This is a genomic window from Actinoallomurus iriomotensis (assembly GCF_030269445.1).
In the GTDB taxonomy this organism is placed as follows: Bacteria; Actinomycetota; Actinomycetes; order Streptosporangiales; family Streptosporangiaceae; genus Actinoallomurus; species Actinoallomurus iriomotensis.
Window position 1 is genome coordinate 793,631 of record NZ_BSTJ01000002.1, and the last position, 25,213, is coordinate 818,843.

26 protein-coding genes are annotated in these 25,213 nt (G+C 72.6%); 12 read left to right on the forward strand and 14 right to left on the reverse strand.

Features of this window, described 5'->3' with window-relative positions:
• The 3 genes from QSK37_RS12300 to QSK37_RS12310 are packed head-to-tail and all read right to left on the reverse strand — an operon-like array spanning nt 1 to nt 2,527.
• Nucleotides 1-489 (reverse strand): hypothetical protein, encoded by a 489-nt coding sequence (locus tag QSK37_RS12300; RefSeq protein ID WP_285619900.1) that lies wholly within the window; start codon nt 487-489, stop codon nt 1-3.
• Nucleotides 486-1,856 carry a sensor histidine kinase gene (locus tag QSK37_RS12305; RefSeq protein WP_285619902.1) on the reverse strand — a complete coding sequence of 457 codons (1,371 nt, stop codon included), beginning with the start codon at nt 1,854-1,856 and terminating at the stop codon, nt 486-488. Before QSK37_RS12305 ends, QSK37_RS12300 begins: the two co-directional genes overlap by 4 nt.
• Nucleotides 1,853-2,527 (reverse strand): response regulator transcription factor, encoded by a 675-nt coding sequence (locus tag QSK37_RS12310; RefSeq protein ID WP_285619903.1) that lies wholly within the window; start codon nt 2,525-2,527, stop codon nt 1,853-1,855. The genes QSK37_RS12305 and QSK37_RS12310 overlap by 4 nt, the downstream gene beginning before the upstream one ends.
• Before the next feature lie 121 nt (nt 2,528-2,648).
• Between QSK37_RS12310 and QSK37_RS12315 the strand changes: the two genes are divergently transcribed.
• Nucleotides 2,649-4,631 (forward strand): transglycosylase domain-containing protein, encoded by a 1,983-nt coding sequence (locus tag QSK37_RS12315; protein ID WP_285619905.1) that lies wholly within the window; start codon nt 2,649-2,651, stop codon nt 4,629-4,631.
• Between the two features lie 21 nt (nt 4,632-4,652).
• Here the strand turns inward: QSK37_RS12315 and QSK37_RS12320 are convergent, their stop codons facing one another.
• Complete coding sequence (locus QSK37_RS12320) at nt 4,653-5,468, reverse strand: SDR family oxidoreductase (RefSeq protein ID WP_285619907.1); 816 nt, start codon at nt 5,466-5,468, stop codon at nt 4,653-4,655.
• Between the two features lie 125 nt (nt 5,469-5,593).
• On the opposite strand from QSK37_RS12320, the gene QSK37_RS12325 reads away from it, so the two are divergent.
• Nucleotides 5,594-6,499, forward strand: coding sequence for a LysR family transcriptional regulator (locus tag QSK37_RS12325; RefSeq protein ID WP_285619909.1), 906 nt, complete (start codon nt 5,594-5,596; stop codon nt 6,497-6,499).
• A 28-nt stretch (nt 6,500-6,527) separates the two neighbouring features.
• Here the strand turns inward: QSK37_RS12325 and QSK37_RS12330 are convergent, their stop codons facing one another.
• From QSK37_RS12330 to QSK37_RS12340, 3 genes are read right to left on the reverse strand one after another with little or no spacing between them, the layout of a single operon-like run.
• A complete protein-coding gene (locus QSK37_RS12330; RefSeq protein ID WP_285619910.1) occupies nt 6,528-6,845 on the reverse strand; it encodes a DUF1152 domain-containing protein in 318 nt (105 codons plus the stop codon).
• Entirely contained in the window at nt 6,788-7,204 is a 417-nt protein-coding gene (locus QSK37_RS12335; protein WP_285619911.1) for a hypothetical protein, read from the reverse strand. The genes QSK37_RS12330 and QSK37_RS12335 overlap by 58 nt, the downstream gene beginning before the upstream one ends.
• Nucleotides 7,205-7,248: 44 nt before the next feature.
• Nucleotides 7,249-9,075, reverse strand: coding sequence for an FAD/NAD(P)-binding protein (locus QSK37_RS12340; protein WP_285619913.1), 1,827 nt, complete (start codon nt 9,073-9,075; stop codon nt 7,249-7,251).
• Nucleotides 9,076-9,229: 154 nt separating this feature from the next.
• On the opposite strand from QSK37_RS12340, the gene QSK37_RS12345 reads away from it, so the two are divergent.
• Together QSK37_RS12345 and QSK37_RS12350 are read left to right on the forward strand one after the other, a co-directional pair.
• Nucleotides 9,230-9,739, forward strand: coding sequence for a GNAT family N-acetyltransferase (locus QSK37_RS12345; RefSeq protein ID WP_285619914.1), 510 nt, complete (start codon nt 9,230-9,232; stop codon nt 9,737-9,739).
• Nucleotides 9,736-10,677, forward strand: a complete 942-nt coding sequence (locus QSK37_RS12350) for a tyrosine-type recombinase/integrase (protein ID WP_285619916.1) — start codon at nt 9,736-9,738, stop codon at nt 10,675-10,677. The genes QSK37_RS12345 and QSK37_RS12350 overlap by 4 nt, the downstream gene beginning before the upstream one ends.
• Before the next feature lie 64 nt (nt 10,678-10,741).
• Here the strand turns inward: QSK37_RS12350 and QSK37_RS12355 are convergent, their stop codons facing one another.
• Nucleotides 10,742-11,260 (reverse strand): helix-turn-helix transcriptional regulator, encoded by a 519-nt coding sequence (locus QSK37_RS12355; protein ID WP_285619918.1) that lies wholly within the window; start codon nt 11,258-11,260, stop codon nt 10,742-10,744.
• Between the two features lie 94 nt (nt 11,261-11,354).
• Nucleotides 11,355-12,206, reverse strand: coding sequence for a class I SAM-dependent methyltransferase (locus QSK37_RS12360; protein ID WP_285619919.1), 852 nt, complete (start codon nt 12,204-12,206; stop codon nt 11,355-11,357).
• Between the two features lie 85 nt (nt 12,207-12,291).
• On the opposite strand from QSK37_RS12360, the gene QSK37_RS12365 reads away from it, so the two are divergent.
• The 4 genes from QSK37_RS12365 to QSK37_RS12380 all read left to right on the forward strand — a co-directional run bounded on the left by QSK37_RS12365 (nt 12,292) and on the right by QSK37_RS12380 (nt 15,372).
• The gene (locus tag QSK37_RS12365) at nt 12,292-12,681 is read left to right on the forward strand and encodes a hypothetical protein (RefSeq protein ID WP_285619920.1); all 390 of its coding nucleotides are present in this window, start codon (nt 12,292-12,294) and stop codon (nt 12,679-12,681) included.
• A gap of 160 nt (nt 12,682-12,841) precedes the next feature.
• Nucleotides 12,842-13,591: an N-acetyltransferase gene (locus QSK37_RS12370; protein ID WP_285619921.1), complete on the forward strand. Its 750-nt coding sequence runs from the start codon at nt 12,842-12,844 to the stop codon at nt 13,589-13,591.
• 115 nt (nt 13,592-13,706) lie between these two features.
• A complete protein-coding gene (locus tag QSK37_RS12375) occupies nt 13,707-14,447 on the forward strand; it encodes a class I SAM-dependent DNA methyltransferase (protein WP_285619922.1) in 741 nt (246 codons plus the stop codon).
• 88 nt (nt 14,448-14,535) lie between these two features.
• A complete protein-coding gene (locus QSK37_RS12380) occupies nt 14,536-15,372 on the forward strand; it encodes an SMP-30/gluconolactonase/LRE family protein (RefSeq protein ID WP_285619923.1) in 837 nt (278 codons plus the stop codon).
• 162 nt (nt 15,373-15,534) lie between these two features.
• Here the strand turns inward: QSK37_RS12380 and QSK37_RS12385 are convergent, their stop codons facing one another.
• From QSK37_RS12385 to QSK37_RS12400, 4 genes are all read right to left on the reverse strand, one after another.
• Complete coding sequence (locus QSK37_RS12385; protein WP_285619924.1) at nt 15,535-16,758, reverse strand: erythromycin esterase family protein; 1,224 nt, start codon at nt 16,756-16,758, stop codon at nt 15,535-15,537.
• A 146-nt stretch (nt 16,759-16,904) separates the two neighbouring features.
• Nucleotides 16,905-17,120 (reverse strand): hypothetical protein, encoded by a 216-nt coding sequence (locus tag QSK37_RS12390; RefSeq protein WP_285619925.1) that lies wholly within the window; start codon nt 17,118-17,120, stop codon nt 16,905-16,907.
• Between the two features lie 105 nt (nt 17,121-17,225).
• Entirely contained in the window at nt 17,226-18,344 is a 1,119-nt protein-coding gene (locus tag QSK37_RS12395; protein ID WP_285619927.1) for an acyltransferase family protein, read from the reverse strand.
• Entirely contained in the window at nt 18,341-19,399 is a 1,059-nt protein-coding gene (locus tag QSK37_RS12400; RefSeq protein WP_285619928.1) for an alpha/beta hydrolase, read from the reverse strand. The genes QSK37_RS12395 and QSK37_RS12400 overlap by 4 nt, the downstream gene beginning before the upstream one ends.
• A gap of 226 nt (nt 19,400-19,625) precedes the next feature.
• Between QSK37_RS12400 and QSK37_RS12405 the strand changes: the two genes are divergently transcribed.
• Complete coding sequence (locus tag QSK37_RS12405) at nt 19,626-20,834, forward strand: sensor histidine kinase (protein ID WP_285619929.1); 1,209 nt, start codon at nt 19,626-19,628, stop codon at nt 20,832-20,834.
• Complete coding sequence (locus QSK37_RS12410) at nt 20,831-21,487, forward strand: response regulator (RefSeq protein ID WP_285619931.1); 657 nt, start codon at nt 20,831-20,833, stop codon at nt 21,485-21,487. The genes QSK37_RS12405 and QSK37_RS12410 overlap by 4 nt, the downstream gene beginning before the upstream one ends.
• Before the next feature lie 16 nt (nt 21,488-21,503).
• On the opposite strand, the gene QSK37_RS12415 is transcribed toward QSK37_RS12410, so the two are convergent.
• The gene (locus QSK37_RS12415) at nt 21,504-21,929 is read right to left on the reverse strand and encodes a hypothetical protein (protein ID WP_285619932.1); all 426 of its coding nucleotides are present in this window, start codon (nt 21,927-21,929) and stop codon (nt 21,504-21,506) included.
• A 136-nt stretch (nt 21,930-22,065) separates the two neighbouring features.
• Here QSK37_RS12415 and boxC point away from each other — a divergent pair, with 136 nt between their 5' ends.
• The gene (gene boxC / locus QSK37_RS12420; RefSeq protein ID WP_285619934.1) at nt 22,066-23,700 is read left to right on the forward strand and encodes a 2,3-epoxybenzoyl-CoA dihydrolase; all 1,635 of its coding nucleotides are present in this window, start codon (nt 22,066-22,068) and stop codon (nt 23,698-23,700) included.
• An 85-nt stretch (nt 23,701-23,785) separates the two neighbouring features.
• Complete coding sequence (gene boxB, locus QSK37_RS12425) at nt 23,786-25,201, forward strand: benzoyl-CoA 2,3-epoxidase subunit BoxB (RefSeq protein WP_285566099.1); 1,416 nt, start codon at nt 23,786-23,788, stop codon at nt 25,199-25,201.
• Nucleotides 25,202-25,213: the final 12 nt, after the last annotated feature.

Genomic DNA, 25,213 nt, shown 5'->3' on the forward strand with positions numbered 1-25,213 from the left:
TCAAGGGGCGCCCGTGCTCGGCTTGGGCACCGGGCTCATGAAGCAATCCGGTCGGGAAAGGCCCGGATAGGAGGACGAGAACTTCAGGACGGGTTGGTCGGGCAGCACGAGCCCGGTGCAGTAGATCTGCGCGTACGCCGCCGGCGAGATCTTGGGCAGGGGCGGAACCGTGTCGATGAGGAACGCCCGGCCGCCGATGTCGCGTACGGCGATCTGCTCGATCCCGGTCAGCGCCGTCGTCATGCCCTTGGCGCGCTCCTGCGCGTTGGGCCCGCGGAGCAGATCGTCGAAGACCAGCTGGGCGTCCCAGGGGTTGGTCTCGCGGGCCACGGGCGTCGGCACTCCCCGCAGCAGGAAGTACACCTGGGACCGCGGCGACGCCGCGGCGGTGGCGACCGGGGCGTCACCCGCGTACACCACGCCGCTGGGGCGCACACCGCAGCCCGCGAGCGACAGCATCGCCAGGACCGCGGCGGCGGGGCGCCTCACGCGGGGATCCGCACGGTGAAGACGGCGCCGCCGCCCGGCGCGTTGGCGGCCTCGATCCGGCCGCCGTGCAGCTCCGCGTTGGCCTGGGCGATGGCCAGGCCGAGGCCGCTGCCCCGGCCCGCGGGGCGGGCCTGGTCCGCCTTGAAGAACCGGTCGAACACCCGTGGCAGCAGCTCATCGGGGATTCCCTCGCCCTGGTCGATGACGCGTACCTCCAGTCCAGGCCGTCCGGTGACGCGGACCGGCGGCGCCCCGTGCAGCAGTCCGTTGCCGATGAGGTTGGCGAGGATCACCTGGAACCGGCGGGGATCCAGGCGGACCCGCAGGTCCGCCGGTACCTCGATGACGACCTGGTCCGTCCAGCCGCGGGTCTCCACGCACTCGCGGACCAGGTCGGCGAGCGGTACCTCGTCCAGGTCGAGGTGTGCGGTACCGGCGTCCATCCGGCTGATCTCCAGCAGGTCCTCCACGAGCGCGCCCAGCCGCCGGGTCTGGCCGGCGATGAGCCGGGCCGCCGTGCCGGTGTCGGCGGGCAGGGCCGCGGCGTCCTCCTCCAGCACGTCCGTGACGGCGGTCATCGCCGCGATCGGGGTGCGCAGCTCGTGGGACACGTCGGCGGCGAACCGCCGCGCGTTGGCCTCCATCCGGCGCAGTTCGCGCACGGTGTACTCCAGGGAGGAGGCACTCTCGTTGAAGGCGCGGGCGACGTCGGCCAGCTCGTCGCGGCCGCGTACCTCGACGCGCGCACCGAGATCGCCGGCGCCGAGGGCACGGGCGGCCCGGCCGAGCCGGCGCAGCGGCCGGAGCACGCTGCCGCCGAGCAGCAGGGCGAGGACCAGGGCCAGCACGAGGGTGAGCGCGCCCGCGCGGATGAGCGCGCGCTGGATGCCGTCGAGGTCGTCGCGCTCCCCGGTGAGCGAGGCGAACACGTACACGGTCAGCGACGAGGGACTGTCGTTGGCGGTATAGACGCGCGTGGCGATCACCAGCCATGGCTCGCCGTTCCGGACGACGCGCTGGAAGTACAGGCCGTCCTTCGCCCGGGCGGCCAGCGCCGGCGGCACGTCCGCGGTCCCGAACTCCCCGGTGCTCAGGCTCGTCGCGCCGGAGCTGACGACCACGGTGCGGTCGGGGCGTACGAGGGCCTGGGCCACGTCGCGCAAGGTGTCGTCCGGCACGGGGTCGGCGAGGGTGCCGGGGACGACGCGGGCGAGTGTGTCACGGGTCTCGGTGAGCACCAGGTCCTGTGTCCGCTGCAGCACCGCCCGGCGGACGAGGACGTAACCGATGCCGGCCACGAGCGCGGTCGAGGCCAGGCAGGCGACGATGAACGAGGCGAACATCCGCCCGCGGAGTCCGGTGATCAAGGGGCCACGAACCGGTAGCCGAACCCGCGGACCGTCTGGATCAGGGTGGGGGCCGCGGCGTCCCGCTCGACCTTGGCGCGGAGCCGCTGCACGGAGGCGTCCACGAGCCGCGAGTCGCCGGCGTACCCGTGGTCCCACACCGCCCGCAGCAGGTGGCTCCGGCTGAGCACCTGGCCGGGGTGGCGGGTCAGCTCCAGCAACAGCCGCAGCTCGGTCGGGGTCAGATGGACGTCGGCACCCGCCCGCGACACGCGCAGCGCGCCGCGGTCGATGACCAGGTCGCCGTAGGTCGACCGGTCCGCGGTGCCGCCCACGGCCCGCCGCAGCACGGCGCGGATGCGGGCGTCGAGCACGGCGGGCTCGACCGGCTTGATCACGTAGTCGTCCGCGCCCGCCTCCAGCCCGACGACCACGTCGAGGTTGTCGCTGCGGGCGGTCAGCAGGATGATCGGCATCTGGTCGGTGCGCCGGACGCGGCGGCAGAACTCGAACCCGTCGATGCCGGGCAGCATCACGTCGAGGATGACGATCTCCGGCCGGCGTGCGCGTGCGTGTTCCAGCCCTTCCTCGCCGGTCGTGCACGCGGTGACCGAGTGTCCCTGGCGGGTGAGGGCGAGCTCCAGTCCCGTACGGACCGAGGGATCGTCCTCCACGAGCAGAATCGCGGACATCGCCCCATTATCGAGCTGACCATCGGGCGCTCGGCGCTACGTCACAGAATCGGGACATTACCCGGGAACCGTGACGGCGCCGCGACACCAGCCGGACGTCCCGCGCCAAGGCTTGATCAACATGGCACGAACCCCGAAAGGCAGCCGGCGGTGGCGGCTGGTCCGGCGCACCCTGTACGTCCTGGCCGTCGGCGCCGGGGGCCTGTGCGTGGCGATCGGCATCATGTACGCGCGGACCAAGGTGCCGCCGGTGAACGCCGCCGCACGGGCCCAGTCGAGCACCTTCACCTACCGCGACGGCACCACGCTCGCCCAGGTCGGGAGGCTGAACCGGGTGGCCGTGCCGCTGCGGGACGTGCCGCCGTACGTGCGCGGCGCCGTGCTCGCCGCCGAGGACCGCGGCTTCTACCACGATCCCGTCGTCTCGCCGTCCGGGCTGGGGCGCGCGGTCTGGGCGGCGGTGTCCGGCGGGTCGCGCCAGGGCGGCTCCGGCATCGCCCAGCAGTACGTGAAGGTGGCCTACCTCAACCCGGAACAGACGATGTCCCGCAAGGTGAAGGAGCTGTTCATCGCGGTCAAGCTCAGCCGTTCGCGGTCCAAGGACTGGATCTTCGAGCAGTACCTCAACACGGTCTACTTCGGCCGGGGCGCGTACGGCGTCCAGGCCGCCTCGCAGGCGTACTTCCGCAAGAACGTGGGCGCGCTGACCCCCGCCGAAGGCGCGCTGCTGGCCGGGCTCATCCAGGCGCCCTCCTACCTCGACCCCGCGCTCGGGCACACCGCGCAGACCCGGGCGCGCTGGCGCTACGTGATCGACGGGATGATGAGCACCGGCGTGCTGCCCAAGGGGCCGCCGCCGGCGTTCCCCCCGGTCGCCCCGGCGCACACCGAGTCGACCTACGCCGGGCAGCGGGGGTACCTCATCGAACGGGTCATCGGCGAACTGCACGCTCACGGCTTCGACGACGATCAGATCTACCGGCGCGGCCTGCGCGTGACCAGCACGATCGACCAGCGGACGCAGGCGGCGCTGCCGGAGGAGGTCGGCCACGCCGTCGGCGGCGACCGCGACCTGGAGGTCGGGCTGGCCTCCGTACGGCCGGGAACCGGCGAGATCCTGGCCGCCTACGGAGGCCGCGACTACCTGACCCACCAGTACGACAACGCCTTCCTCGCCGCGCTGCCGCCGGGCTCGTCCCTCTCCCCGTTCGTGCTGGCGACGGGCCTGCGCGCCGGGATCGGCCTGCGCAGCACGTTCGCCGCCACGCCGGCCGGACCGGTCGTCAACGACGACGACGCCAAGGCCACGTCGGCGACCCTGCTCACCGCGACCGTCCGTTCGTACGCCACGGTGTTCTCCCGCCTCGGCGCGAAGGTGGGGGCGTCCGCAGCGGCGCGGGCGGGCCTGCCCGGCCGCCTGCCGCCCTCGGGCGTCCACGCCGTCGACCAGGCCGCGGCGTACGCCGCGCTGGTGAACGGGACCTACGCCGCACCGCACATCCTCGCGAAGGTGACGGACCGGTCGGGCAAGGTACTCCTCGACGTCCGGCCGCGCACGCGTGCGGCGTTCTCCCCGGCGGTCGCGGCGGACGTGACCTTCGCCCTGCAGGAGGCGCTCCGGACGGACGCGAAGGCGGACCACGCGGCCCGGCCGTTCCTCCCTGGCCGGCCGGCGGCGGGCACCATCGGCACCACGGACCACAACGCGGCGGGCTGGTTCTGCGGCTACACGCCGGACCTGGCCACCGCCGTCGTCGTGTACCGGGCCAGCAACCGGCCGGTGGTCAACATCGGCGACGCACCGCAGCGGAGCAGCGCGGACGTACCGGCGAAGATCTGGCGCGCGGTCACCGAGAACGCCGAGACGGGCGTGCCCGCCGGGCCCTTCCCGCCGCCCGCCTGGGTCGGGTCGACGCGGAACTTCGCCCCGCCGTCTCCCCCGCCGACCACTCCGCCGCCGCCCACGCCGGTCCGGACGACGCCGCCGGCATCGGCCGGGCCGACCGCCCCGCCGAAGCGGCCGTCGGTGACCAAGCCGAGCGGGAAGGACCGCCCGATACCGGGGAAGACGCCGCCGTCCAGGACACCGGAATCCACCGGCTGAGCGGGCGTCCGCCGCCGCGGCTCATGCGACGTCGGCGGTGGCGGCGTTGTCGCGCTGGGCCTCGATGTCGGCGAGGCGCCGCCGCAGCGTGGTGGTCATGAGTTCCCACGCGTCCGAGCCGAGGACGAGGCGGCGGGGCGGATCGCTCGATTCCGCGGCGCGGATGACGGCGGCGGTCGTGTTCTCCGGGCTGTCGGTCATCTCCTCGACGGGGATGGGGTCCCTGTCGGCCGGTCCGCCGCGGTACGGCGCGCTGACCGGCACGCGCGCGGCCGCGTCGAAGAAGCCCGTGCGCACCATTCCCGGCTCGATGAGGGTGGTGCGGATGCCGAACGGCTCCACCTCGGCGGCCAGGCTGTCGTAGAAGCCTTCGATGCCCCACTTGGTGACGTGGTACATCGAGAAGGCGGGGAACGTGATCTGCCCGCCCATGCTCGACATCTGCATCAGGTGCCCGCCGCCCTGCGCGCGCAGGTGCGGCACCACGGCCCGGGCGAGCTGGATGGAGCCGGTGAGGTTGGTCGCGATCATCTGGTCGATCTGCTCGTCGGTCAGGTCCTCGGCGGTGGCGAACACGCCGTAGCCGGCGTTCGAGACGACGACGTCGATGCGGTCGTGCGCGGCGAACGCCTCGTCGGCGACGGCGCGCAGCCGGGCCGTGTCGGTGACGTCCAGCGCTCTCACCCACAGGCGGTCGCCGTACCGCGCCGCGAGGTCGTCGAGTGCTCCCGGCCGCCGCAGCGTGGCCGCGACGCGATCGCCGCGGGCGAGCAACTGCTCGACCAGCTCACGGCCCATCCCCCGGGAGGCGCCGGTCACGAACCATGTCTTCGCCATGTTCAGGGTTTCCTCTCTGGTGATCCTTCCCTTGGGCCAACCGTCCGGAGCGACGCGAGAATCCATACGCGTGATGAGAGTTCCGGTGCGCAGCCATACGGTTTCTTCATGGCTAAGCTCGTCGCATGAGCGAGCTGACAATCGCCGGGCTGCGAGTCGTCCGCGAGATAGCGCTGTCGGGATCGTTCACCGCGGCGGCGCGGCTGCTCGGCTACTCCCAGCCCGCCATCTCGCGGCAGGTCGCGGCGATGGAGGCGGCCGCCGGCCATCCGCTGTTCGTCCGCGAGCCCCGTGGCGTACGGGTCAGCGCGGCCGGCGCCGTCGTGGTCGAACACGCGGGCCGAGTGCTGGCGAGCGTCGACGCCCTGCAACAGGATCTCGTGAGCCTGGGCGACCGGCTGGCGGGCCGCGTCAAGGTGGGCGCGTTCCCGGCCGCGACGGCGGTGCTCGTCCCCCGCGCGCTGGCGAGGCTCCGCGTCGAGCACCCCGGCCTCGACGTACGGCTGAGCGAGGGCTCGACACCGACGCTGCTGCGGCAACTACGCGCCGGACGCGTGGGCGTGGCCGTGATCGGGGTCGGCGCCGACCTCCCCGACTACGAGCTCGATGACTTCCGCCACGAGGTCGTGTTCTCCGGCCACCTCTGCGTCGCCGTACCCTCCGGTCACCGGCTGGCCAGGGCGGACGTCGTCCCGGTACGCGACCTGGCCGGCGAGGCGTGGATCGCCGGAGAGGACTCCACCGGCGACCCGCAGTTCCGGGCGTGGCCGACCCTGACCGACCCCGTCATCGCGTACGCCGTCAAGGGCTGGCCCGCACGGCTGGGCCTCGTCGCCGCGGGACTGGGCGTCTGCCTGGTACCCGAGGTCGCCGCGCTGTCGATACCGGCCGGCGTCACGACGATCCGCGTCGATGACCCGAACTGGCTGGGCCGCGTGACGGTGGCCGTCACACCGAAGGACCCCTCCGAGGAGGCCACGGCGGTGGTCGAGGCACTACGAAAGGCCGGCGACGACATCCGCGCGAGCTGAGCCCGTCCACGCCTGGCGCGGACGCTCGTCAGTGCGGGATGCTCCGTCGCGCACGCCGTTCGACGTCTTGGCGGAACCACTCGATCACGGTGAGCGCACCCGGGTACGCGCCGTCCCGGTCCAGGGCGGCGAGGTTCTCCCGTACGTGGGCGTGACACACGCCGTGGTAGGCGTCGATGCCGAAACCGGCGCACGTCACCAGCCGGACGGGCACCTCCACCCCGGCGACCGCGGCGAGGCTGGTCATGTCCTCTTCCGGCGTGCCGACGTCGGATTCGTTCCCGCGCATCAGAATGTCGGTGCCGCCGTCGACCAGCACGACGGCGTCGATGTCCAGCCTTCGCACCAGTTCCCGGTACGCCTCCCGCAGCGGGCGTACACCGTCCGGGGGAAGGCGTACACCGTCGAGTCCATGCCCTGCGCTTCGAGCCGGCGCGCCAGCGTCCGCTCCAGGAAGTACCGGTCGTGTCCCCTCGTTACGGGCGTGATGGCGGCCAGGTTCGGCTCGCACCAGTCGTCGGCATCGATCAGGTCCAGCGCGCTGAACGACAGGTTCGCCAGATGCACGGACTTGCCGAGGCCCATCAGCGCGAACGCCAGCGGCAGCCCGGCGTAGACGTCGAAGCCGCCTCCCGCGCCGGCCGCCAGGACCCGGCCTGAGCCCCTCAGGGCGCCGAAGAGGGGCGGCTCGTGCAGCGACGGCACGCTTCACGACCTTGCACACGGCCGAGCATGGTGGGGAGCCGCTCCTACGCGCGAGGGCCGGTGGCCTCTTTCAGGGCGGCGCGGGCGAGGGCGTCGGCCAGGCGGAACGGCAGGGCGTTGGTGCGTGGGCGGGTGAAGCCGACGACGGCGAAGCCGCGGCCCGCCCATGAGCCGAGCGCGAACCTCCGCGGGTGGGTTCGGCCGGTGGCGGTGACGAGGCGGCCGTCGCGGACGGCGAGTTTGCCCAGCGGGTACCGCGTGCCGTCCGCGTCGGTCAGTTCCTCCTCGGCGACCTCGCCGCGGTCGTACAACGCGCGCAGGAGCGGGTCTGTGGTGCGGGCGACGCTGGCGGAGGGCAGCCGTGTTTCGACGAGCGCGCGGGCGTCGACGGTGGCCGGGGTCGCGGTGCCGCCGGCGCGGAACCGGCCGTCCTCGGCGGCGACGGTGATGCCGGGGCCGAGGAAACGGACGATCCCGGCGCGGGACAGGGCCTCCAGCTCTCGCAGGCGGCGCGGCGGTGGGCCGCTCGCGTAGTAGCCGAACACGCCGTGCAGCCACGCGCCGACGTCCTCCGCCTGGGAGCGGGCGGCCAGCCGTCCGTTGTTCACCGCGTCGACCAGCACGCCGAACACGGTGAGCAGGCCGTAGAAGACGGCCAGGTCGGCGCTGTGCGCTGGATCGGCGTGGCGTTCGACGTCGGCGGTGACGTACGCACGGATCCGCTCCTGCAGGGCCTCGGCGTCCTCGAAGCGCTCCCCGGCGAGCGGGTCGAGGAGCCGGTCCAGGTCGAGCCGGTCCTCGCGTTTGGGCACGGCCTCCTCGACCAGGGCGTCGAGCTCCGCCGGGCCGGCGTCCAGGCGCGCCTCGAACTCCGGCCACGACAGGGCGACCCGGTCCGGATGGGCGCCGAACAGCTCGTGGTAGTGGTGCCACGCGAGCTCCCGCGCCATCAGCGGCCACAGGTCGGTGCGCAGGTCGAGCGGGCCGCGCCGGTCGTACAGCTCCTCGGTGACGGCCGGGGTGAAGTGGCGCGGGCCCGGCGGGCGCTCGCCGGAGAGCTCGTAGGTGATCTTCGAGTGGTACGGCACGCCGCGCCGCGACCCCGCGTACAGGATCGGCTCCCGGCCGGACGGGTGGTAGGTCAGGCGGCCGTCGGGGCGTGCCGTGAACCGGCCGCCGCGCCCCTCGGTGAGCAGCACCATGTCGTCGATGAAGCCGAGGCCCATCCCCCGCATGACGACCGGCTCCCCCGGGCGCAGGACGCCGAGGTCGGTGTCGGCGGCGTAGTGCGGCGGGACGTAGGTCAGGCCGTGCGCCGCCGCGAAGTCGGCCAGGCGCCGGTGCTCGGGCCCGGGCGTCACGTCCAGGTGCCCCTGCGCCAGGATCACCGCGTCGGCGTGGATCGGTTCGGCGCGGCCCTCGATCCGTACGAGCTGCGCCCCGCCGGCGCCGTCGGCGACGTCCAGGACGCGCGCGGCGTGGACGTGCACGGTCACCGGTTCCGGCGGGGTGTCGGCGACGCGCCGGAAGCACCAGGACAGGTAGGCGTTCTGCAGCCGCCGCGTCGGGAACCGGCCGGGTTCGACGTCGCCCCACTCGCACAGTGTGGGACCGGGGCGGATCGGGCCGTCGATCCGTACGGTCTCGTCGGTGAACATCGTGACGTCGGCGGCCTGGGAGTTCATCCAGAGCAGGTCCGGCTGGTCCAGCCGCCAGACCCGGCCGCCGCCCGGCGGGTACGGGTCGGCTACGTGGATCTCGACCGGGCGGTCGCCGGCGAACTCGGCGGCGTTGGCGCTGAGCCGCTCGGTCAGGACGGTGCCACCCGGCCCGGCGCCGACGACGACCAGGACGACGGGACGGGCGCTCATCGGAGGACGGCGGCGTCGACGGGCATCCCGGAACCTCCACCTAGGAGACTATGTCTACCAATTTAGTAGATAATATGCCTAAGGTGCCCTTCATGGAGAACATCCTGGGGCTCTCTCACGCGGCGCCATCGGGACGTACGGCGAGGGGGTTCGGGTGATCGGCGATCCGGTGCACCCGGTTCCGCTGCGGCCACCGCGCATCACCGTGATCCCCGTCGACTACGCCGACCCGGCTGCCGCCGCGCTCCGCCGGGCCCTGACCACGGAGATGAAGCGCCGGTACGCCGACCGGGTGGCGGATCCGGCCGTCCGCCCGCCGGCGATGGACGTCGAGCCCGGCACGGTCGTGTACACGGCGATCGCGGTCACCGGCGACGGCCTGCCGGTCGGTCACCTCACCCTGCGCCGGGCCGGGGAGGACGTCGAGCTCAAGCGGATGTACGTGGCGCCGCCCTACCGGGGCAAGGGCGTGGCGGGCGCGCTGCTGCGGGCGGCCGAGGAGGAGGCGCGACGGCGCGGCGCGCGGCGGATCGTCCTGCAGACCGGCGACCGCCAGCCCGACGCCGTCCGGCTCTACGAACGCGAGGGGTACACGCCGATCCCGATCCTCCCGTCGTACGCGACGGTCTGGTTCTCCCGGTGTTTCGCGAAGGTCCTGCGATGACCACCGCGGACGCGCGGTCACGCGAGGCGGCCCCTCCGGCGCCGATGGTGGACGCCTGGCTGTCGTCGGTCCGGTCGGCCAACACGCGACGCGCGTACCGGCAGGATCTGCGCGAGTGGACGGCCTGGCTCCACGATCGCGACGCGGAGCCGCTCACCGCGAACAGGTCGCACGTCGAGGCGTGGACGGCCTCCCTGGAGCGAGACGGCAGGGCGCCGGCGACCAGGACGCGGAAGCTGTCGAGCATCGGCTCGTTCTACACGTACGCCATCGACGAGGGGCGGCGGTTCGGGCTGACGGTGACCCGCGATCCGACCGCCCGCGCCCACCGCCCGTACGTCGACCGCGCCGCCGGGGCGGACCACCGCCTGAGCGTGGACGACGCACGCGCGGTGCTCCGTGCCGCCGACGCGGCGGGCCCACGCGCCGCCGTCATCGTCCGCCTGATCCTCCAGGCCGGCTGCGGCGTACGCGACATCACCGGCGCACGCGTGGAAGACCTGGAACGACCTGACCGCCCGCGGCCGGGGCGCGGGCGTGCCGCTCCGGGATGCGTGCCGGCCGGCCGCCGTCACACGCTGAGCGTGACGCGCCGAGGCGGGGTGCGGCATCGTGTGGCGCTGCCCGCCGGAGCGGCGCGCGCGATCGTCCGTACGGTCGGCGCGCGCACCCGCGGCCCGGTCGTGACGACGCGGAACGGCAGGCGCGTCGCCGACTCGCAGGTGTTCCGTACCGTCCGGCTCACCGGGCACGCGGCCGGCGTCGAGGTCACCCCACGCGCCCTGCGGGACGCCTGCGCGAACCTGGCGCTGGAGGCCGGAGTACCGCTCCGCGACGTCCAGTGCCTGCTCGGTCACGCCGATCCGCGGTCGGAGGGCGACCCGTGGCACTCCTGCGAGACGGCGCCCTACGCGATCGCGGCCTTCCTCGGCCTGTGACCGCCGCCGCCCGCCTCCGAGCCTCCGCCGGCGCGGGACGGAGGCACGGGGCGGGCGACTCACCTCACCGGTGGGACACGGCGTGCACCCCCGGCTTGGGCCTCGGCTGGAACGGCAGGAAGCGCTCCGCGCGGTGGGGACGGGCCGGGATCTCCGTCGCCTCCACGGCCAGCAGGCGGTCGAATCGGAACGCCCGGACGCCCTGGCGGAGGCGGCACCAGGCCACGAGGTACCAGTGGTCGCGGTGGACCAGGCAGGTCACCGGCTCGACCTCGCGGATCGTCACGTCTCCTCGCGCGTCGGCGTAGTGGAGGCGGACGACGAGCCGCGCGGTGATCGCGCCGGCGGCGGTGCGGGCCCGGCGGGCGGTGGCCGGGTCGAGGGGGCTGGTCAGCGTGGCCAGCGTGGTCGCGATGACGTCGCTCGGCGCCTCCATGTCGTCGAACAGACGCCGCAGGGCACGGCGGGCGGTGGCGGACTGGGGACCGGCCCCGAGGTGGGCGAGGGAGAGACCCAGGGCGGCGATCTCGGCGGCGGTCAGGCTCGGACGGGTGCGGACATCGAACATCACGTTCTCGGCCATGCCTCGATCATACGTTCGACCACTGACATTCTCACCTGGCCGAACAGCCATAAATTGAGTCATGGTCGTGCACAGGCCGAGGGGCTGGGAGGGGTCAGCGATCTTCGCGTGGTCCGCGGTAGCCGATGGCCATGATGTGGGCGCTCGCGGCGATGATCGCCGGATCGGTTTCCGTGAGACGGGCGGCCGTGGATACGGAACCGAGCAGCGGGGAGCCGGTGAGTGAATCTCCGGTGTGGGTCTCGATCCCCTTGAGGACGGGCCAGAGCGGGCCTTCAATGCCGTACAGGCGGACGTCGGTGAAGCCGGCCTCGGTCATCTCGGAAACGAGCTCCTCGGCCGTGTGGAAGTAGGCGGTGGTGAAACCAAGCGCCGGGTCGTGGTGTCCGCTGTCCAGGATGGTCCGCATCACTGCGTCCGAGCCGAGTCGGTCGGTGGCAGCGAGGTCGAGTAGTGCGGAGTGCCTGCTGATCACGGCAGCAGCCGTCAGGCCGCCAGGGCGAAGGACTCGGCGTGCTTCGTGGAGGGCCTGAAGACGGTCGGTCCGGTCAGGCAGGTGGTAGAGCGGGCCGAGCAGGAGAGCTGCGTCGTAGGTCTGATCCGACGCGGTGAGTGCGCGGGCGTCACCCAGTTCTGTCGTGCACGAGCAGCGTGAGCGCGCCTGCCGAAGGTGGCGCTCGACGGGGTCGATCAGGTGGACGGAGTAGCCGTCGGCCATCAGCCATCGGGCGTGGGTGGCGGGGCCGCCTCCGATGTCGAGCACCGAGGCCGGCGCGTCGGGCAGGTGCCGCCGCAGGAGTTCCTGTGTGCGGGCGAACTCCAGGGCTCCGGGGGCCGTGGAGGACAGGCGGGCGTCCTCGTCATAGCGTGACGTGTAGAACTCGATGATCTCTTTCTTCACCCGAGGTGTTTCCATCGCGAGATCATCACAGCTCAGACCGGTCACCGCATCGGCTTTTCAACCCGGATGACGCTCCCTCAGCCTCTGCACTTTCATCGGCTGCGCGGGCGGGATCGTGGAGGATCGAGGGATGCTGGTCCGTTTGGCGAAGACGCCGCATCATCGGCCGACGAAGGTTCGAGTTCGCTCGTCCGTCGGCCACGCCGTGGTGCTCTGGGGTGGTGATCCGGAGGAAGCGGAGGGCCGGCACAACGTCGAGTGGAGCGTCGACGAGGACATCCGGTGGGGGCACAACACTCAGCCGGCCGCGATCGCCAAGCCGGGCTTCTGGCAGCACGGCGACCAGGTTGTCATGCGTGGCCGAGTTCACTTCACTGAGGACGGCGCTGCCGTACTCGTGATGGGCGACTCGCAGATCTTGTTCAATCTCGCCGCGCCGCCGCCTGAGAGTATCGACCGCGCTTGGGTAGAGATCAGCGCCGAAGCGGACAAGATCACCCTTTGGCCCTTTCGGCTTTGACGTCACGAGATCAGCGACAGAGCCGTTCCAGGCGCCATCCGCCAACTACGGCTCCCAGGCACAACGAGTGTGACTGGCCACGGCGGAAACCGGATGCGTACCCGGCGCCGGCCCAGTAGCGTGCGCCGGGCTTGCAGGCGGGCGCGGGAGGGAGCGGGAGATGGATCTGCTGGTGACCACCGCCGGGCAGCGGCCTGATCTCGTGCCGTTGCTGGAGGACTTCAACGGCTGGCCGGCGTTCATGCGCCAGGATCCGGTCGCTCCGCTGTACTACCGGGACCCTGTCACGGCCTACCCCGAGTTCGTGTTGATCGGGATCGACCGGGATCGTCCGGACCGCTTGGTCGCCAAGGGCTACAGCGTGCCGTTCACCTGGGAGGGCGACCCGGCCGAGTCGCTGCCGGCCGGCGGCTGGGACCAGGTCATCCTCACCGCGGCGCTCGACCGGCGGGAAGGCCGCCGAGGCACGATGGTGTCCGCACTGGAGATCTCCATCCGGGCGGACCTCAAAGGCAGGGGCCTGTCGTCGATCATGCTCGCCGCGATGCGCCGCAACGCCGCCGACCAGGGCTATGCCGATCTGGTCGCGCCGGTCAGGCCCAATGCCAAACATCGCCACCCGCAGATGTCGATCGTCGATTACGCGAATCTGCGCCGCGATGACGGCCTGCCGGTCGATCCGTGGCTACGGGTCCATATCCGGGCCGGAGGCCAGATCACCGGGACATCAGCACGGGCGATGACCATCGCCGGTAGCCTCGCGGACTGGCGTGACTGGACCGGACTGCCGTTCGACACCACCGGACCCATCGAGGTGCCGGGCGCCTTGGTCCCGGTGCACTGCGACACCGTGCACGACCACGCCGTCTACTGCGAACCGTGCGTCTGGGTGCACCACCGGCTGCCCTGACGAAGGATCAGGCTTCGTGGCGCGCTGTCATGGCCCGGCCGGGCCGCTGCCGGCGTCCCGCGATGACGGCGAAATCCACGTGCGTTCCGCGGGGCTCCCGCCGTACGGTCCGACGATGGACGATCAAGACGGTTTCTTCGGGGAGCGTGTCGCGGCGGCCTACGACGAGTCGTCAGCGGACATGTTCGAGCCCGGCGTCGTGGACGCGACGGTCGACTTCCTGGCGGGGCTGGCCGACGGCGGCCGGGCCCTCGAGTTGGGCATCGGGACGGGGCGCATCGCGTTGCCGCTGGCACGTCGCGGAGTCCCGGTCCACGGCATCGACTTGTCACGGGCGATGGTCTCCCGGCTGCGCGCCAAGCCGGGCGGTGACTCCATCGGCGTCACGATCGGCGACTTCGCTACGACAAGAGTGGACGGGACGTTCTCCGTCGTGTATCTGCTCTTCAACACGATCATGAATCTGACGACGCAGGCGGAGCAGGTGGCGTGCTTCCGCAACGCCGCGGCCCACCTCGAGCCCGGAGGCTGTTTCGTCGTCGAGGTCGTGATCCCCGAACTGCGAAGGCTGCCGGCCGGGCAGAACGTCGTGCCCTTCCACGTGAGTCCGACGCGATGGGCCTTCGACATCTACGACGTCGCCACCCAGGCGACGAGTTCGAACTACGTCGAGGTCGTCGACGGCCGCGGCGAGTACCGCTCGATCCCCTTCCGGTACGTGTGGCCATCGGAACTCGACCTGATGGCCCAGCTCGCCGGGCTGCACCTCCGCGAGCGATGGGACGGCTGGACGCGGGAGGCCTTCACGAGCGAGAGCCGTCAACATGTCTCGGTCTGGCAGAAACCCGCCGACTAGGTCGTCGTGTGTCGATCCGACCGGCCCTCGTTCGTACAGGTGGTGAGGCGCCGGCGCCGTGCCGGCGGTCGAGAAGGGCTCTGATGAGATGAACGAGGTACGAGTGCTGCTCACCGGTCGAGGTCTGGTCGAGTCGCCGCGCTGGCACGGTGACCGGTTGTCCTTCTCCGACTGGTCCGCGGGCGAGGTCATCGCCGTCGACCTCGCCGCTCGCAGCGAGGTGATCGCACGCGTGGAGTCATTGCCGCTGTGTACAGCGTGGCTTCCGGACGGCCGGCTGGTGATCGTCTCATCTCAGGGCGGGCGCCTGCTGCGCCGCGAGCCCGACGGGTCCCTGGTCACCCGGGCGGACCTCGGTGGGACCGGCTGGAACGACATCGTGGTGGACGGCCGCGGAAACGCCTACGTCAACCGCGTCGGCTTCGATCTGATGGCCGGGGAGGCCTTCAAACCGGGCTCCATCGCTCTGGTCACGGCGGACGGCTCGGTGCGCGAAGTGGCCGACGACTTCGCGCTGCCCAATGGCATGGCGGTGACTCCCGACGGCTCCACCCTGATCGTCGCGGACTCACACCGCCACCACCTGGTGGCCTTCGACATCGGCGCCGACGGAGGGCTGTCCGACCGGCGGATCTGGGCGGACCTCGGGGAGGGCACCCCGGACGGCATCTGCGTCGATGCCCAGAACGCCGTCTGGTACGCCGACGTGCCCAACAAGCGATGCGTACGCGTCGCGGAGGGCGGCGCGGTGCTGCGGACCGTCGAACTGGACCGTGGTGGCTTCGCCTGCGCCCTCGGCGGCCCCGACGGGACGACTCTGTTCATCGTGGCAGCCGAATGGCGGGGCATGTCCGAAATGGTGACGCCCGGCACCGGCCAGGTGCTCACCACCGAGGTCGACGTGCCCGGGGCGGGCTGGCCGTGACGCCCGCCACCAGGCGCCGGACCGCGACCGCCCCGAGGTGGGCTGCCCGGCGCTTCTCGCCGGCGCTCCGCCTCTACGTGCGGTCACCGGCGCCGCGTGGCCCGGAGGCCGTCGGCGAGCGGCCGACGGCCTCCGGGCGTCACCCGGACCGTCGATGACCGGTCAGGGCACCGGCCACCAGCTCTCCTCCGCGGGGGCGTCCTTGACGAACACGATCCCGTCACTGTCGGCCAGGTGGGCCGGGTCGAGCGGGGCGTAGCCGAACCAGGAGGACACGCGAGGAGCGGGCGGCAGGTCGCCGAGGGCGACGGCCAGCCGGCGGGCGTCGACGACGTACCGGTCCTCCGGCAGCGCGTACAGGAGCCCTTCGAGGGTGTCCGGGGGCGGTGTCTCCACCCCGCGGTGGCGGATCGTGCCCAGGGCCGTGGGCAGGAAGGCGTACTCCTGGCCCAGCCGCGCGCCGGCGATCGCCCCGGCGCTCCACCATTCCTGCGGCAGGTCACCCATCCGCATGGTGCTCTTGTCCCGCTGGAGATGCCCGTTGTGGGCGTACACCAGCGCCGGGCCCCGCTCGGCGACGGCGAGCAGGTTCGCGGCCATCATCGAGGCCCGCAGGCCCAGCAGCCGCGGAATGCGGCCCGGTGACGTGTCGGCCATCCAGAAGTGGTACCGCAGCAGCCCGATGGCGGTACGACCGTACATGCGCGCCCGCTCCCAGTCGTCCCGCGAGGACGCCGCCATCAGGTGCGGCGTCTCCGCGTCGAGCAGGGCCACCAGGTCGTCGGCGAGCGACCGCAACTGTGCGGCCTCGGGCGTACGCCCCACGGAGCGGGACGGGTCCATCATCGCGGCGGGATCGGGCCACCGGTCGTCGGTGCCGAGCAGGAGGTCGAGCGTCTCCGCGGTGCAGGGAAGCAGGTCGGCGCCGACCCGGGCGGTGAGGTAGGCGTGGAGCGCGGTGAGGGCCTGCCGGGGGCTCGCGGCGCCGGTGATCTCCAGCGGGCCGTCGAAGCCGGCGAAGCGCAGGCGCTCGGACTCGGGTCGTCCGTCGTTGTACGCGCGCATCCAGCGCACCAGCTCGCGGTTGGCCGGCGACGCGCCGAACCCGTGGCTGAAGCCGCGCTCCATGACGTCGTCGAGGGTGCCCGTGCCCGAGGTGACGTAGTCGTCCACGACCAGGCCCATCAGGCAGTCGCTCTCGATCGCGATCGTCTGGTAGGCCTCGCGCTCGACGAGTTGCCGGAAGAGCTCGTTTCGCAGTTCGAGCAGGACGTCCTCGCCGTGGGTGGGCTCGCCCAGGGCGAGGAGCCGTGGCCGAGCCGGAAGCAGCCCCATGACAGAGGCGGCGTCCACGACATGAGCGGTGTCTTCGATACCGGAGGTCATGTCCCTCAACGGTACCGTTGAACAAACGGTTGGCACTTCGCCGCGAAATCAGCAGGCCGGTGAAGTGAAACCCTCAAACAACGGGTCGTCCCGGCCCGACGCGCCGCCGGCCGGCAACTGGCGGGCGCGGTCGATACGGGCGCGGATCAGGTAGCGGGCCGGGTCGCGTCGTCCCACAACGGGTACAGCAGCTGTTCGAGACACAGCAGGCTCTGCCGGACGCCGAGCCGGTGCGCGGCGTCGCAGCGGCTCGCCAGGGCGGCGGCCAGCGCCGGGTCGCGCAGCCGGCAGTGGCGCTCCGCGAGCACGACGTCGGCCGAGGCGGCCGGTGTGCCGTCGGCCGTCCGCACCTCCAGATGCATGCCGAAGACCAGGAGCCGCCGGCGCGGGTCGTGCCCGGCGACCGGCTCGTCGCCGGGCGCGTACAGCAGACGGCTGCCGGCCCCCAGGGTGTGCCGGCCGCCCGGTCAGCTCGCCGAACGCTCGAAGCGGTGGAACAGCGCGCACAGGCCGGCCAGGGTGAGGGCGAAGACCGGCAGCCAGCACAGCCGGTACGCGAGCCAGTCGCCGGTGGGCGCGTCGAGCAGCCCCGGCGCCCCGCCGGCCGGCAGGGCGGCGAACGTGACCATCAGCAGCGCGGTCTGGTGCCAGCAGTAGACCGTCATCGCGGCGAGGTTGAGCAGGGCGACCGGCGCCCAGGCCGCGGGACGGCGCAGCAGTCGCGCCAGCGACGGTCTCACCAGCAGGAACGCGCCGAGTTGCGCGGCCGCCAGGGCCAGCGTGAACAGCGACGGCGGATCGAGATTGGACCAGTCGTGGCCGGGGACGCCGACCGCGCTGGCCGGGTAACCGGCGAGCAGCACCAGCGCGGCGCCACCGGTCACGCCCAGCGGCAGCAGCACGGCGCCGGCCACGCGGGGCAGCCTGCGCTCGGCCAGCGCGACACCCAGCAGGTACGGCCCCGCCCACGCCACCGGCACGGTCAGCAGCTCCAGCCATGTGGGCAGTCCACGGCCGCGGACCGCGTCGGTCACCGCGACCAGCGCCACCGGCGCCAGTGTCGGCCACGGCCCCCATCGCAACACCGCGGCGCGCAGTACCGGTGTGAGCGCGGTCAGCACCAGGTACACCAGCAGGAACCACAGCGGGTGCGTCACCAGCGACCAGACCACCTGCCGGGTGCCGTGGGGCGCGCCGGCCGCGGAGAGCAGCAGCAGGGCCGGCAGCCAGACGGCGGCGAGCACCAGGACCGGCCGGACCAGCCGGGAGAGCCGGGACCCCAGCCAGGACCGGCGATCCCCTCTCCCGACGCTGCGCGCCGCCGCGTACCCGCCGGCGAAGAAGAACGGTCCCAGCGTCTGGAAGAACCAGCTCACCGGGCTGAGCACCGAGGCGTACGACAGCGGGCTCGCGCCGTGCAACGCCGCCGGGCGGTACGGGTCGCTCACCACGGCCGACACCAGCCAGTGCCCGAGGACCACGCCGAGCATCGCCACGGCCCGCAGCGCGTCCACCGTCCGGTCCCGGGACGGCGGTGTGGCCGCCTCGACGCGCACCGTCCAACCCGGCGCCAGGGCGGCGGTCATCGCCGGACTCCGGACGCGGCGATGCGGGCCAGGGCGGCCAGCGAGTCGGTGCCAGGGGCGAGGTAGTGGTCGTGGTCGGACACGTCCGCGGTGGCGAACACGCGGGCGCCGAAGGCCGGATCGGCGGGCTTGGTCCCGTGACCGAGCCCGAACAGCCGGATGCCCGGCACCCACCGGATCCAGTCCCGCCTGGACTGTCCGGCCCAGACCCGCGCGGTGGTGCCGAGCCGGGTCACGTCGGTCACGCCCATCCCCGGGCTGCCGAACACGGCGATGTCGGTCACCTGCCGGGGCAGCCGGCGCGCGGCCAGCCCGATCACCGTCGAGCCGTAGCTGTGCCCCAGGAGCGCGACGGTCGCCCGGGGACGGTCCGCGACCAGCCCGGCCACGAACCGGTCCAGCGCGACGGCGCCCGCCCGCGCCAGGTCCTCGCGTGCCTCGGCGGCGTTGACGCCCTTCGGGGTCTCGTAGCCGAGCCAGGCGATCACCGCGAACCGGCCAGGACGGTACCGGGCGCCCTCCCGGTAGAGCCCGTCCGCCTGCACCGACGGTGAGCGGAACCGCCGGCCGCCCGCGCCGGTCCAGAAGTTCGCCCCACGGACGCTCGCGCCGGGCACCAGCACCGCGATCCGGTCCGCCGTCGCCAGGTCGCCGAACACCTGCGCGACCCGCCCGTCACCGCGCGGGTCGAACAGCAGGAACCGCCCGGCCCGGCCCCGGTACGGCGGGCCGGCCGCGTCCATCGCCCGCCGGTTCGCCGCGTACCGCAGCGCCACCGGCGCGCCGTCCAGGTCGCCGACCACACCCGGGTACTCGGCGGCCAGCTCGCGCCGCCCGGCCGTACCGGCCGCGGTCAGGAAGTCGTGCACCGCGACGGGATCGGCGGACACCGGATCCGGCAGGCGCCGGTGGTCGGCTCGCCATGCGGCGGTGCCGGCCGGAGCCGCGACCCGTACGACGCCCGGCGCGGCCAGCAGTGTGGACGCCGCCGGCGCCACCGTCACGGCGACGGCGGCCAGGGCCGTGCACCCGCGCGCCACCAGGCCGCCGCTCACCGGGCCCGCCCGTGGACGGGGATCCGCTCGGTCAGGTGGGCCGTGAGGGCCGGGCCGCTCGCGGTTCCGTTCAGTTCGTCGGCTTCGATCACGCCGCCAACGGTGGCGCGAGCCGCAGCGGCGAGGCATCGGCCCGTCGGCCGTATTCGCCGCGGTCGCGGGTAGCCCGCAGGCGTACGCCCACGGGCCGATGACCTGGCGGGACGCCGCTGGCTACGATCGGCGCATGCCGACCGCGCCACGTCCCCCACTGCTCAGGCGGATGCCGCCTCGGGTGCGCACGGTCCTGGCGTGGTGCGGGGTCGGCGCGTATCCGATCCTGCTGTGCCTCCAGGCCGTGTCCGGGCCGCACGACCCCGCCCCCGGGCTGTTCGGCACGCGCTACCTCCTGCCCGCCCTGGTCGTGCTCGCGCCCGCCGGCCTGTTGCGACGCCGGCCGCTGACCGGCCTCACGCTGATGCTCGTTCCGCTGGTTCTCGTGGCGACGCGTCTCGTCCGTTTCGAGGACTTCGGGTACCAGCTGGTCGTCCGGAACATTCAGGTGCTGGCGATCGACGTCGCGGTGGGCGTCATCGCGGCCGGCCACCGACGCAAAGTCTCGGTCACCGCCGCGGCCGTGGCCCTGCTCGTCCAGGTCGCCTGCGCCACGTTCTACGAAGCAGGCCCCTTTCCCATGGTCGCCGACCAGCGACTGCCCACGACCGCAGCGGGCATGGCACTGGTACTCGTCGTCGTCTGGCAGATCGGCCATTCGGTCCGGCAACGCCGCGAGTACGCCGAGGCGCGGCGGGAACAGGCCGCCACGCAGGCGGTCCAGGCCGAACGGCTCCGCATCGCCCGCGAGCTGCACGACATGATCGCGCACAGCATCGGCGTCATCGCCATCCAGGCCGGCGTGGGAAGCCGGGTCATGGACACCCAGCCGGCCGAGGCCCGCAACGCGCTGAACGCCATCGAGGGCACCAGCCGGGAGACACTGGCCGGGCTGCGCCGGATGCTGGGCGCGCTCCGCCGGACCGAACCCGGCTCCGCGCCGCGGGACCCCTCGCCGGGCCTGGCGGACCTGGACGGCCTGGTCGCGCGCTCGGCGGAGGCCGGCGTACGGGTCGACGTACGACGGCTCGGCGAGGAGCTCGACCTGCCCGCCGACATCGATCTGTCCGCGTTCCGCATCGTCCAGGAGGCCGTCACCAACGTGATCCGCCACGCGGGAGCGGACGAGTGCCGAGTGGTCCTGGACCACCGGGACGAGGAGCTCCGCATCGAGGTCACCGACGACGGGCGGGGCGCCGCCGGCACCCCGGGCACCGGGTACGGCATCGCGGGGATGCGCGAACGGGCCGCGCTGCTCGACGGTCGCTTCAGCGCGGGGCCACGCCCCGAGGGCGGGTTCTTCGTCTCGGTGCGGCTGCCGATCCCCGCCGGGGTCCGATGACGGTCCGGGTCGTGCTCGCCGACGACCAGCCGCTGGTCCGGGCGGGCCTGCGCGTGCTCGTCGCCGACCATCCCGACCTCGCCATCGTGGGAGAGGCCGGGACGGGCGCGCAGGCGGTCCGCCTGGTGGAGGAGACCCGCCCAGACGTGGTGGTGATGGACATCCGCATGCCCGACGTGGACGGCATCGAGGCCACCCGGATCATCACGGCGGGCCCGGAGCCGGCCCGCGTCCTCATCCTCACGACCTTCGACGATGACGACTATGTGTACGGCGCGCTGCGCGCCGGCGCGAGCGGGTTCCTCGTCAAGGACATGGCCCTGGAGGACATCCTCGCCGCGATCCGCGTGGTCGCCGCCGGAGACGCCCTGATCGCACCGAGCGTCACGCGCCGCCTCATCGAGGAGTTCGCCGACCGGCCCGAGCCCGCCCCGCCACGGCGCGCCCTCGGCGGCGTCACCGAGAGGGAGCGCGAGGTGCTGACCCTGGTCGGGCGCGGCATGTCCAACGGCGAGATCGCCGCCCAGCTGTTCATCAGCGTGGCCACCGCCAAGGCCCACGTGGCGCGGCTGCTCACCAAACTCGACGCGCGGGACCGGGTCCAGCTCGTCATCATCGCCTACGAGGCCGGCCTGGTGGCACCACCGCGATGAGCCCCGCGCCGGCCGCTCAGCCGGGGTGGGCGTACCGGTGCTGCGCCGCGCGCACCTCCAGGCACAGGTCGCGCAGGTCGGCGCCGGGCTGGTCGAGACCGTGGGCGGCGGCGCGCGGGTCGGTGCGCCGGTCCCGCAGCGTGCTGTTGAACGCCAGGTCGAGCGAGCCGTGCAGCATGAACACGTGGTACCGGATCAGCCCGAGCGCCCGCGTGCGGTACTCGTCGAGTTCGGGGATCCCCACCGGCTCCTCCAGCTGACCGGCCATCCGCACGAACGCGTACGCCAGCCGGGTCGCCCCACGGGCCAGCCGGGCGGGCACGTCGTTCGGGTCGGCGGCGCAGATCCGTACGATCCGGTCGGCCTCGGGCTGGATCTCCACGGCCCAGTCGAGCACGGCGATGAGCCGGGCGAGCTCCTCGGGGTAGGACGAGGCGGGCATCAGGACGACCTCCGGGGCGTGGGCGGCCGGCCGGCCGTCGCCTCCACTCTCGTCCCTGCCACGGCGCGGGACAAGCCGGGCGAAACACCCACCCTTTTTTCTACAAAATCTAGACGCACGTCGAGGAAACTTTAGAATGAGCGGCAGGCCGAGCGAGGAGGAGACCATGTCCGGCTCCGAGCCACCGGTGTCGTTCCAGACCCGTCCCGACCGCTACCGCCACTGGCGGATGGAGTTCGACGACGACGTCGCCTACCTCGTGATGGACGTCGACGAGCAGGGCGGGCTGCGGCCCGGATACGAGCTGAAGCTCAACTCCTACGACCTCGGCGTCGACATCGAGCTGTACGACGCCGTGCAGCGGCTGCGGTTCGAGCATCCCGAGGTCCGCGCCGTCGTCATCACGAGCGGCGACGAGAAGGTGTTCTGCGCCGGAGCCAACATCCGCATGCTGGCCGCCGCCGGCCACCCCTGGAAGGTGAACTTCTGCAAGTTCACCAACGAGACCCGGTGCGGCATCGAGGACGCCTCCGAGCACTCCGGCCAGACCTACATCGCCGCGGTGAACGGCACCGCCTCCGGCGGCGGCTACGAGATCGCGCTCGCGTGCGACCGCATCCTGCTGATCGACGACCGCTCGGCGGCGGTGTCGCTCCCGGAGGTGTCGCTGCTCGGCGTGCTGCCGGGCACCGGCGGCCTGACCCGCGTCGTGGACAAGCGCCGGGTGCGCCGGGACCGGGCCGACGTCTTCGCGACCAAGCCGGAGGGCGTCAAGGGCCGCACCGCGGTCGAGTGGGGGCTGGTCGACGAGGCGGTCCCCCGCAGCAGATTCGAGCAGACCGTACGTGAGCGTGCGCGGCAGGCCGCCACCGAGTCGGCGCGCGCCGGGGACCGCGGCGTCACGCTCCCGATGCTCGAACCGGAGATCAGCGCCGACCGCGTCGCGTACCGGCACGTGACCGCCGAGCTCGACGGCGACCGGGTGACCGTCACGATCCGCGCGCCGGAGGACACGGTGCCGCCCGAGGTCGTCGACGCGGACTTCTGGCCGCTCGCCATGACGCGGGAGCTCGACGACCTCATCCTCTGGCTGCGCACCAACGAGCCCGAACGCGGCACCTGGGTGGTCAAGACGACGGGCGACATCGACGCCGTGCTCGCGTACGAGGAGGCGATGACCGGCGACAAGGACTGGCTCGCCGCCGAGATCCGGCACTACTACAAGCGCACCCTGAAGCGACTCGACGTGACGAGCCGCAGCCTGGTCGCGCTCGTAGAGCCGGGGAGCTGCTTCGCCGGGGCCCTGCTGGAGACGGCGCTCGCGGGCGACCGGCAGTACATGCTCGAGGGCGCGGAGATCGTGGTCACCGAGGCGAACTTCGGCGCGTTCCCGATGGCGAACGGCTGGAGCCGGCTGGCGTCGCGGTTCCACGGCGAGGACGAGCCGCTGCGCGACGTGCGCGGGCGGCGGCTCGGCTCGGAGGAGGCCGAGGAGCTCGGCCTGGTCACGCTCGCCCTCGACGACATCGACTGGGACGACGAGATCCGGATCGCGCTGGAGGAACGCGCCTCGCTCAGCCCCGACGCGCTGACCGGCATGGAGGCCAACCACCGGTTCGCCGGCCCGGAGACGATGGAGACCAAGATCTTCGGCCGGCTCTCCGCCTGGCAGAACTGGATCTTCACCAGGCCGGGCGCGTCCGGCCCCGACGGCGCCCTGAGCAAGTACGGCACCGGCGTACGAGCGACCTTCGACCGGAGAAGAACATGAGCGGAGCGATCCCGACGCAGCGAGCGGAGTGGGCGGCGCCGCGAAGCAAGCCGCCCGCGGAGCGAGTGAGGAGGGTGAGCGACCAATGAGTACCGCCGACTATCAGGAGAAGATTCCGAACAACGTCGGGCTGGCCGATGACCGGCGGTTGCAGCGGGCGCTGGAGTCGTGGCAGCCCGGGTTCCGCGACTGGTGGGCCGAGATGGGGCCCGAGCTGCCGACCGAGGACGTCTACCTCCGTACGGCGGTGAACGTCGGGCGCGAGGGCTGGGCGCACTTCGGGCACGTGCCGGTGAGCGAGTACCGCTGGGGCATCTTCCTTGCCGAGCCGCGCCCCGACCGGCGCATCGCGTTCGGCGAGCACAAGGGCGAGCCGGCCTGGCAGAAGGTGCCCGGGGAGTACCGCTCGGCGCTGCAGCGCCTCATCGTGATCCAGGGCGACACCGAGCCGGCGAGCGTCGAGCAGCAGCGCCGCCTCGGCTACACCGCGCCCAGCCTGTACGACCTGCGCAACCTGTTCCAGGTCAACGTCGAGGAGGGCCGTCACCTGTGGGCGATGGTGTACCTCCTGCACGCGTTCTTCGGCCGCGAGGGCCGGGAGGAGGCCGGGGAGCTGCTGCGCCGCAACTCCGGCAGCGAGGACTCCCCGCGCATCCTCGGCGCGTTCAACGAGGAGACGCCCGACTGGCTGTCGTTCTTCATGTTCACCTACTTCACCGACCGGGACGGCAAGTACCAGCTCGGCACGCTGAAGGAGAGCGGCTTCGACCCGCTGTCGCGCACGTGTGAGTTCATGCTCAAGGAGGAGGCCCACCACATGTTCGTGGGCACCACCGGCGTGGACCGCGTCGTCGGGCGCACCGCACGGCTGATGGTCGAGCACGACACCGACGACGCGGGGCCGCACGGCGCGATCCCGTTGAACGTCATCCAGAAGTACCTGAACTTCCACTACAGCGTCAGCCTGGACCTGTTCGGTGGCGAGACCTCCACGAACGTCGCCAACTACTTCTCCGCCGGGCTGAAGGGCCGCTGGCAGGAGGAGCGCCGCAAGGACGACCACCGCCTCACCGACCGGGGCGCGTACGTGGACGCCGTCGAGGAGGGCCGGCCGGCGCGCGCGGAGGTCGAGGCGCTGACCGCGCTCAACACCGACCTGCGCGACGAGTACATCGCCGACTGCGAGAGCGGCGTCAAACGGTGGAACCGCATCCTCGCCGACGCCGGTCTCCCCCACCGGCTCGCCCTGCCGCACCGCGCCTTCAACCGCTACGTCGGGGCGTTCGCCGGGATCAACGTCTCGCCCGCCGGCGAGGTGCTGACGGACGACGAGTGGGAGGCGCGCAGGAGCGCCTGGCTCCCCACCGACGCGGACAAGACGTTCGTCGCGTCTCTCATGCACCCGGTGTACGAGCCCGGTAAGATCGCAAGTTGGCTCGAACCCCCGCGTAACGGAATCAACGGCAAGCCGTTCGACTACGAATACGTTCACTTCCTCTAAAAGGGCGTGGTC

What these genes read in the sequence shown, in the direction of transcription:
- QSK37_RS12310 (WP_285619903.1), bottom strand. Translation starts at nt 2,527, where the DNA reads ATGTCCGCGATTCTGCTCGTGGAGGACGATCCCTCGGTCCGTACGGGA.
- QSK37_RS12315 (WP_285619905.1), top strand. Translation starts at nt 2,649, where the DNA reads ATGGCACGAACCCCGAAAGGCAGCCGGCGGTGGCGGCTGGTCCGGCGC.
- QSK37_RS12320 (WP_285619907.1), bottom strand. Translation starts at nt 5,468, where the DNA reads ATGGCGAAGACATGGTTCGTGACCGGCGCCTCCCGGGGGATGGGCCGT.
- QSK37_RS12325 (WP_285619909.1), top strand. Translation starts at nt 5,594, where the DNA reads ATGAGCGAGCTGACAATCGCCGGGCTGCGAGTCGTCCGCGAGATAGCG.
- QSK37_RS12340 (WP_285619913.1), bottom strand. Translation starts at nt 9,075, where the DNA reads ATGAGCGCCCGTCCCGTCGTCCTGGTCGTCGTCGGCGCCGGGCCGGGT.
- QSK37_RS12350 (WP_285619916.1), top strand. Translation starts at nt 9,736, where the DNA reads ATGACCACCGCGGACGCGCGGTCACGCGAGGCGGCCCCTCCGGCGCCG.
- QSK37_RS12355 (WP_285619918.1), bottom strand. Translation starts at nt 11,260, where the DNA reads ATGGCCGAGAACGTGATGTTCGATGTCCGCACCCGTCCGAGCCTGACC.
- QSK37_RS12365 (WP_285619920.1), top strand. Translation starts at nt 12,292, where the DNA reads ATGCTGGTCCGTTTGGCGAAGACGCCGCATCATCGGCCGACGAAGGTT.
- QSK37_RS12370 (WP_285619921.1), top strand. Translation starts at nt 12,842, where the DNA reads ATGGATCTGCTGGTGACCACCGCCGGGCAGCGGCCTGATCTCGTGCCG.
- QSK37_RS12375 (WP_285619922.1), top strand. Translation starts at nt 13,707, where the DNA reads ATGGACGATCAAGACGGTTTCTTCGGGGAGCGTGTCGCGGCGGCCTAC.
- QSK37_RS12380 (WP_285619923.1), top strand. Translation starts at nt 14,536, where the DNA reads ATGAACGAGGTACGAGTGCTGCTCACCGGTCGAGGTCTGGTCGAGTCG.
- QSK37_RS12385 (WP_285619924.1), bottom strand. Translation starts at nt 16,758, where the DNA reads ATGACCTCCGGTATCGAAGACACCGCTCATGTCGTGGACGCCGCCTCT.
- QSK37_RS12390 (WP_285619925.1), bottom strand. Translation starts at nt 17,120, where the DNA reads ATGCATCTGGAGGTGCGGACGGCCGACGGCACACCGGCCGCCTCGGCC.
- QSK37_RS12395 (WP_285619927.1), bottom strand. Translation starts at nt 18,344, where the DNA reads ATGACCGCCGCCCTGGCGCCGGGTTGGACGGTGCGCGTCGAGGCGGCC.
- QSK37_RS12405 (WP_285619929.1), top strand. Translation starts at nt 19,626, where the DNA reads ATGCCGACCGCGCCACGTCCCCCACTGCTCAGGCGGATGCCGCCTCGG.
- QSK37_RS12410 (WP_285619931.1), top strand. Translation starts at nt 20,831, where the DNA reads ATGACGGTCCGGGTCGTGCTCGCCGACGACCAGCCGCTGGTCCGGGCG.
- QSK37_RS12415 (WP_285619932.1), bottom strand. Translation starts at nt 21,929, where the DNA reads ATGCCCGCCTCGTCCTACCCCGAGGAGCTCGCCCGGCTCATCGCCGTG.
- boxC (WP_285619934.1), top strand. Translation starts at nt 22,066, where the DNA reads ATGAGCGGCAGGCCGAGCGAGGAGGAGACCATGTCCGGCTCCGAGCCA.
- boxB (WP_285566099.1), top strand. Translation starts at nt 23,786, where the DNA reads ATGAGTACCGCCGACTATCAGGAGAAGATTCCGAACAACGTCGGGCTG.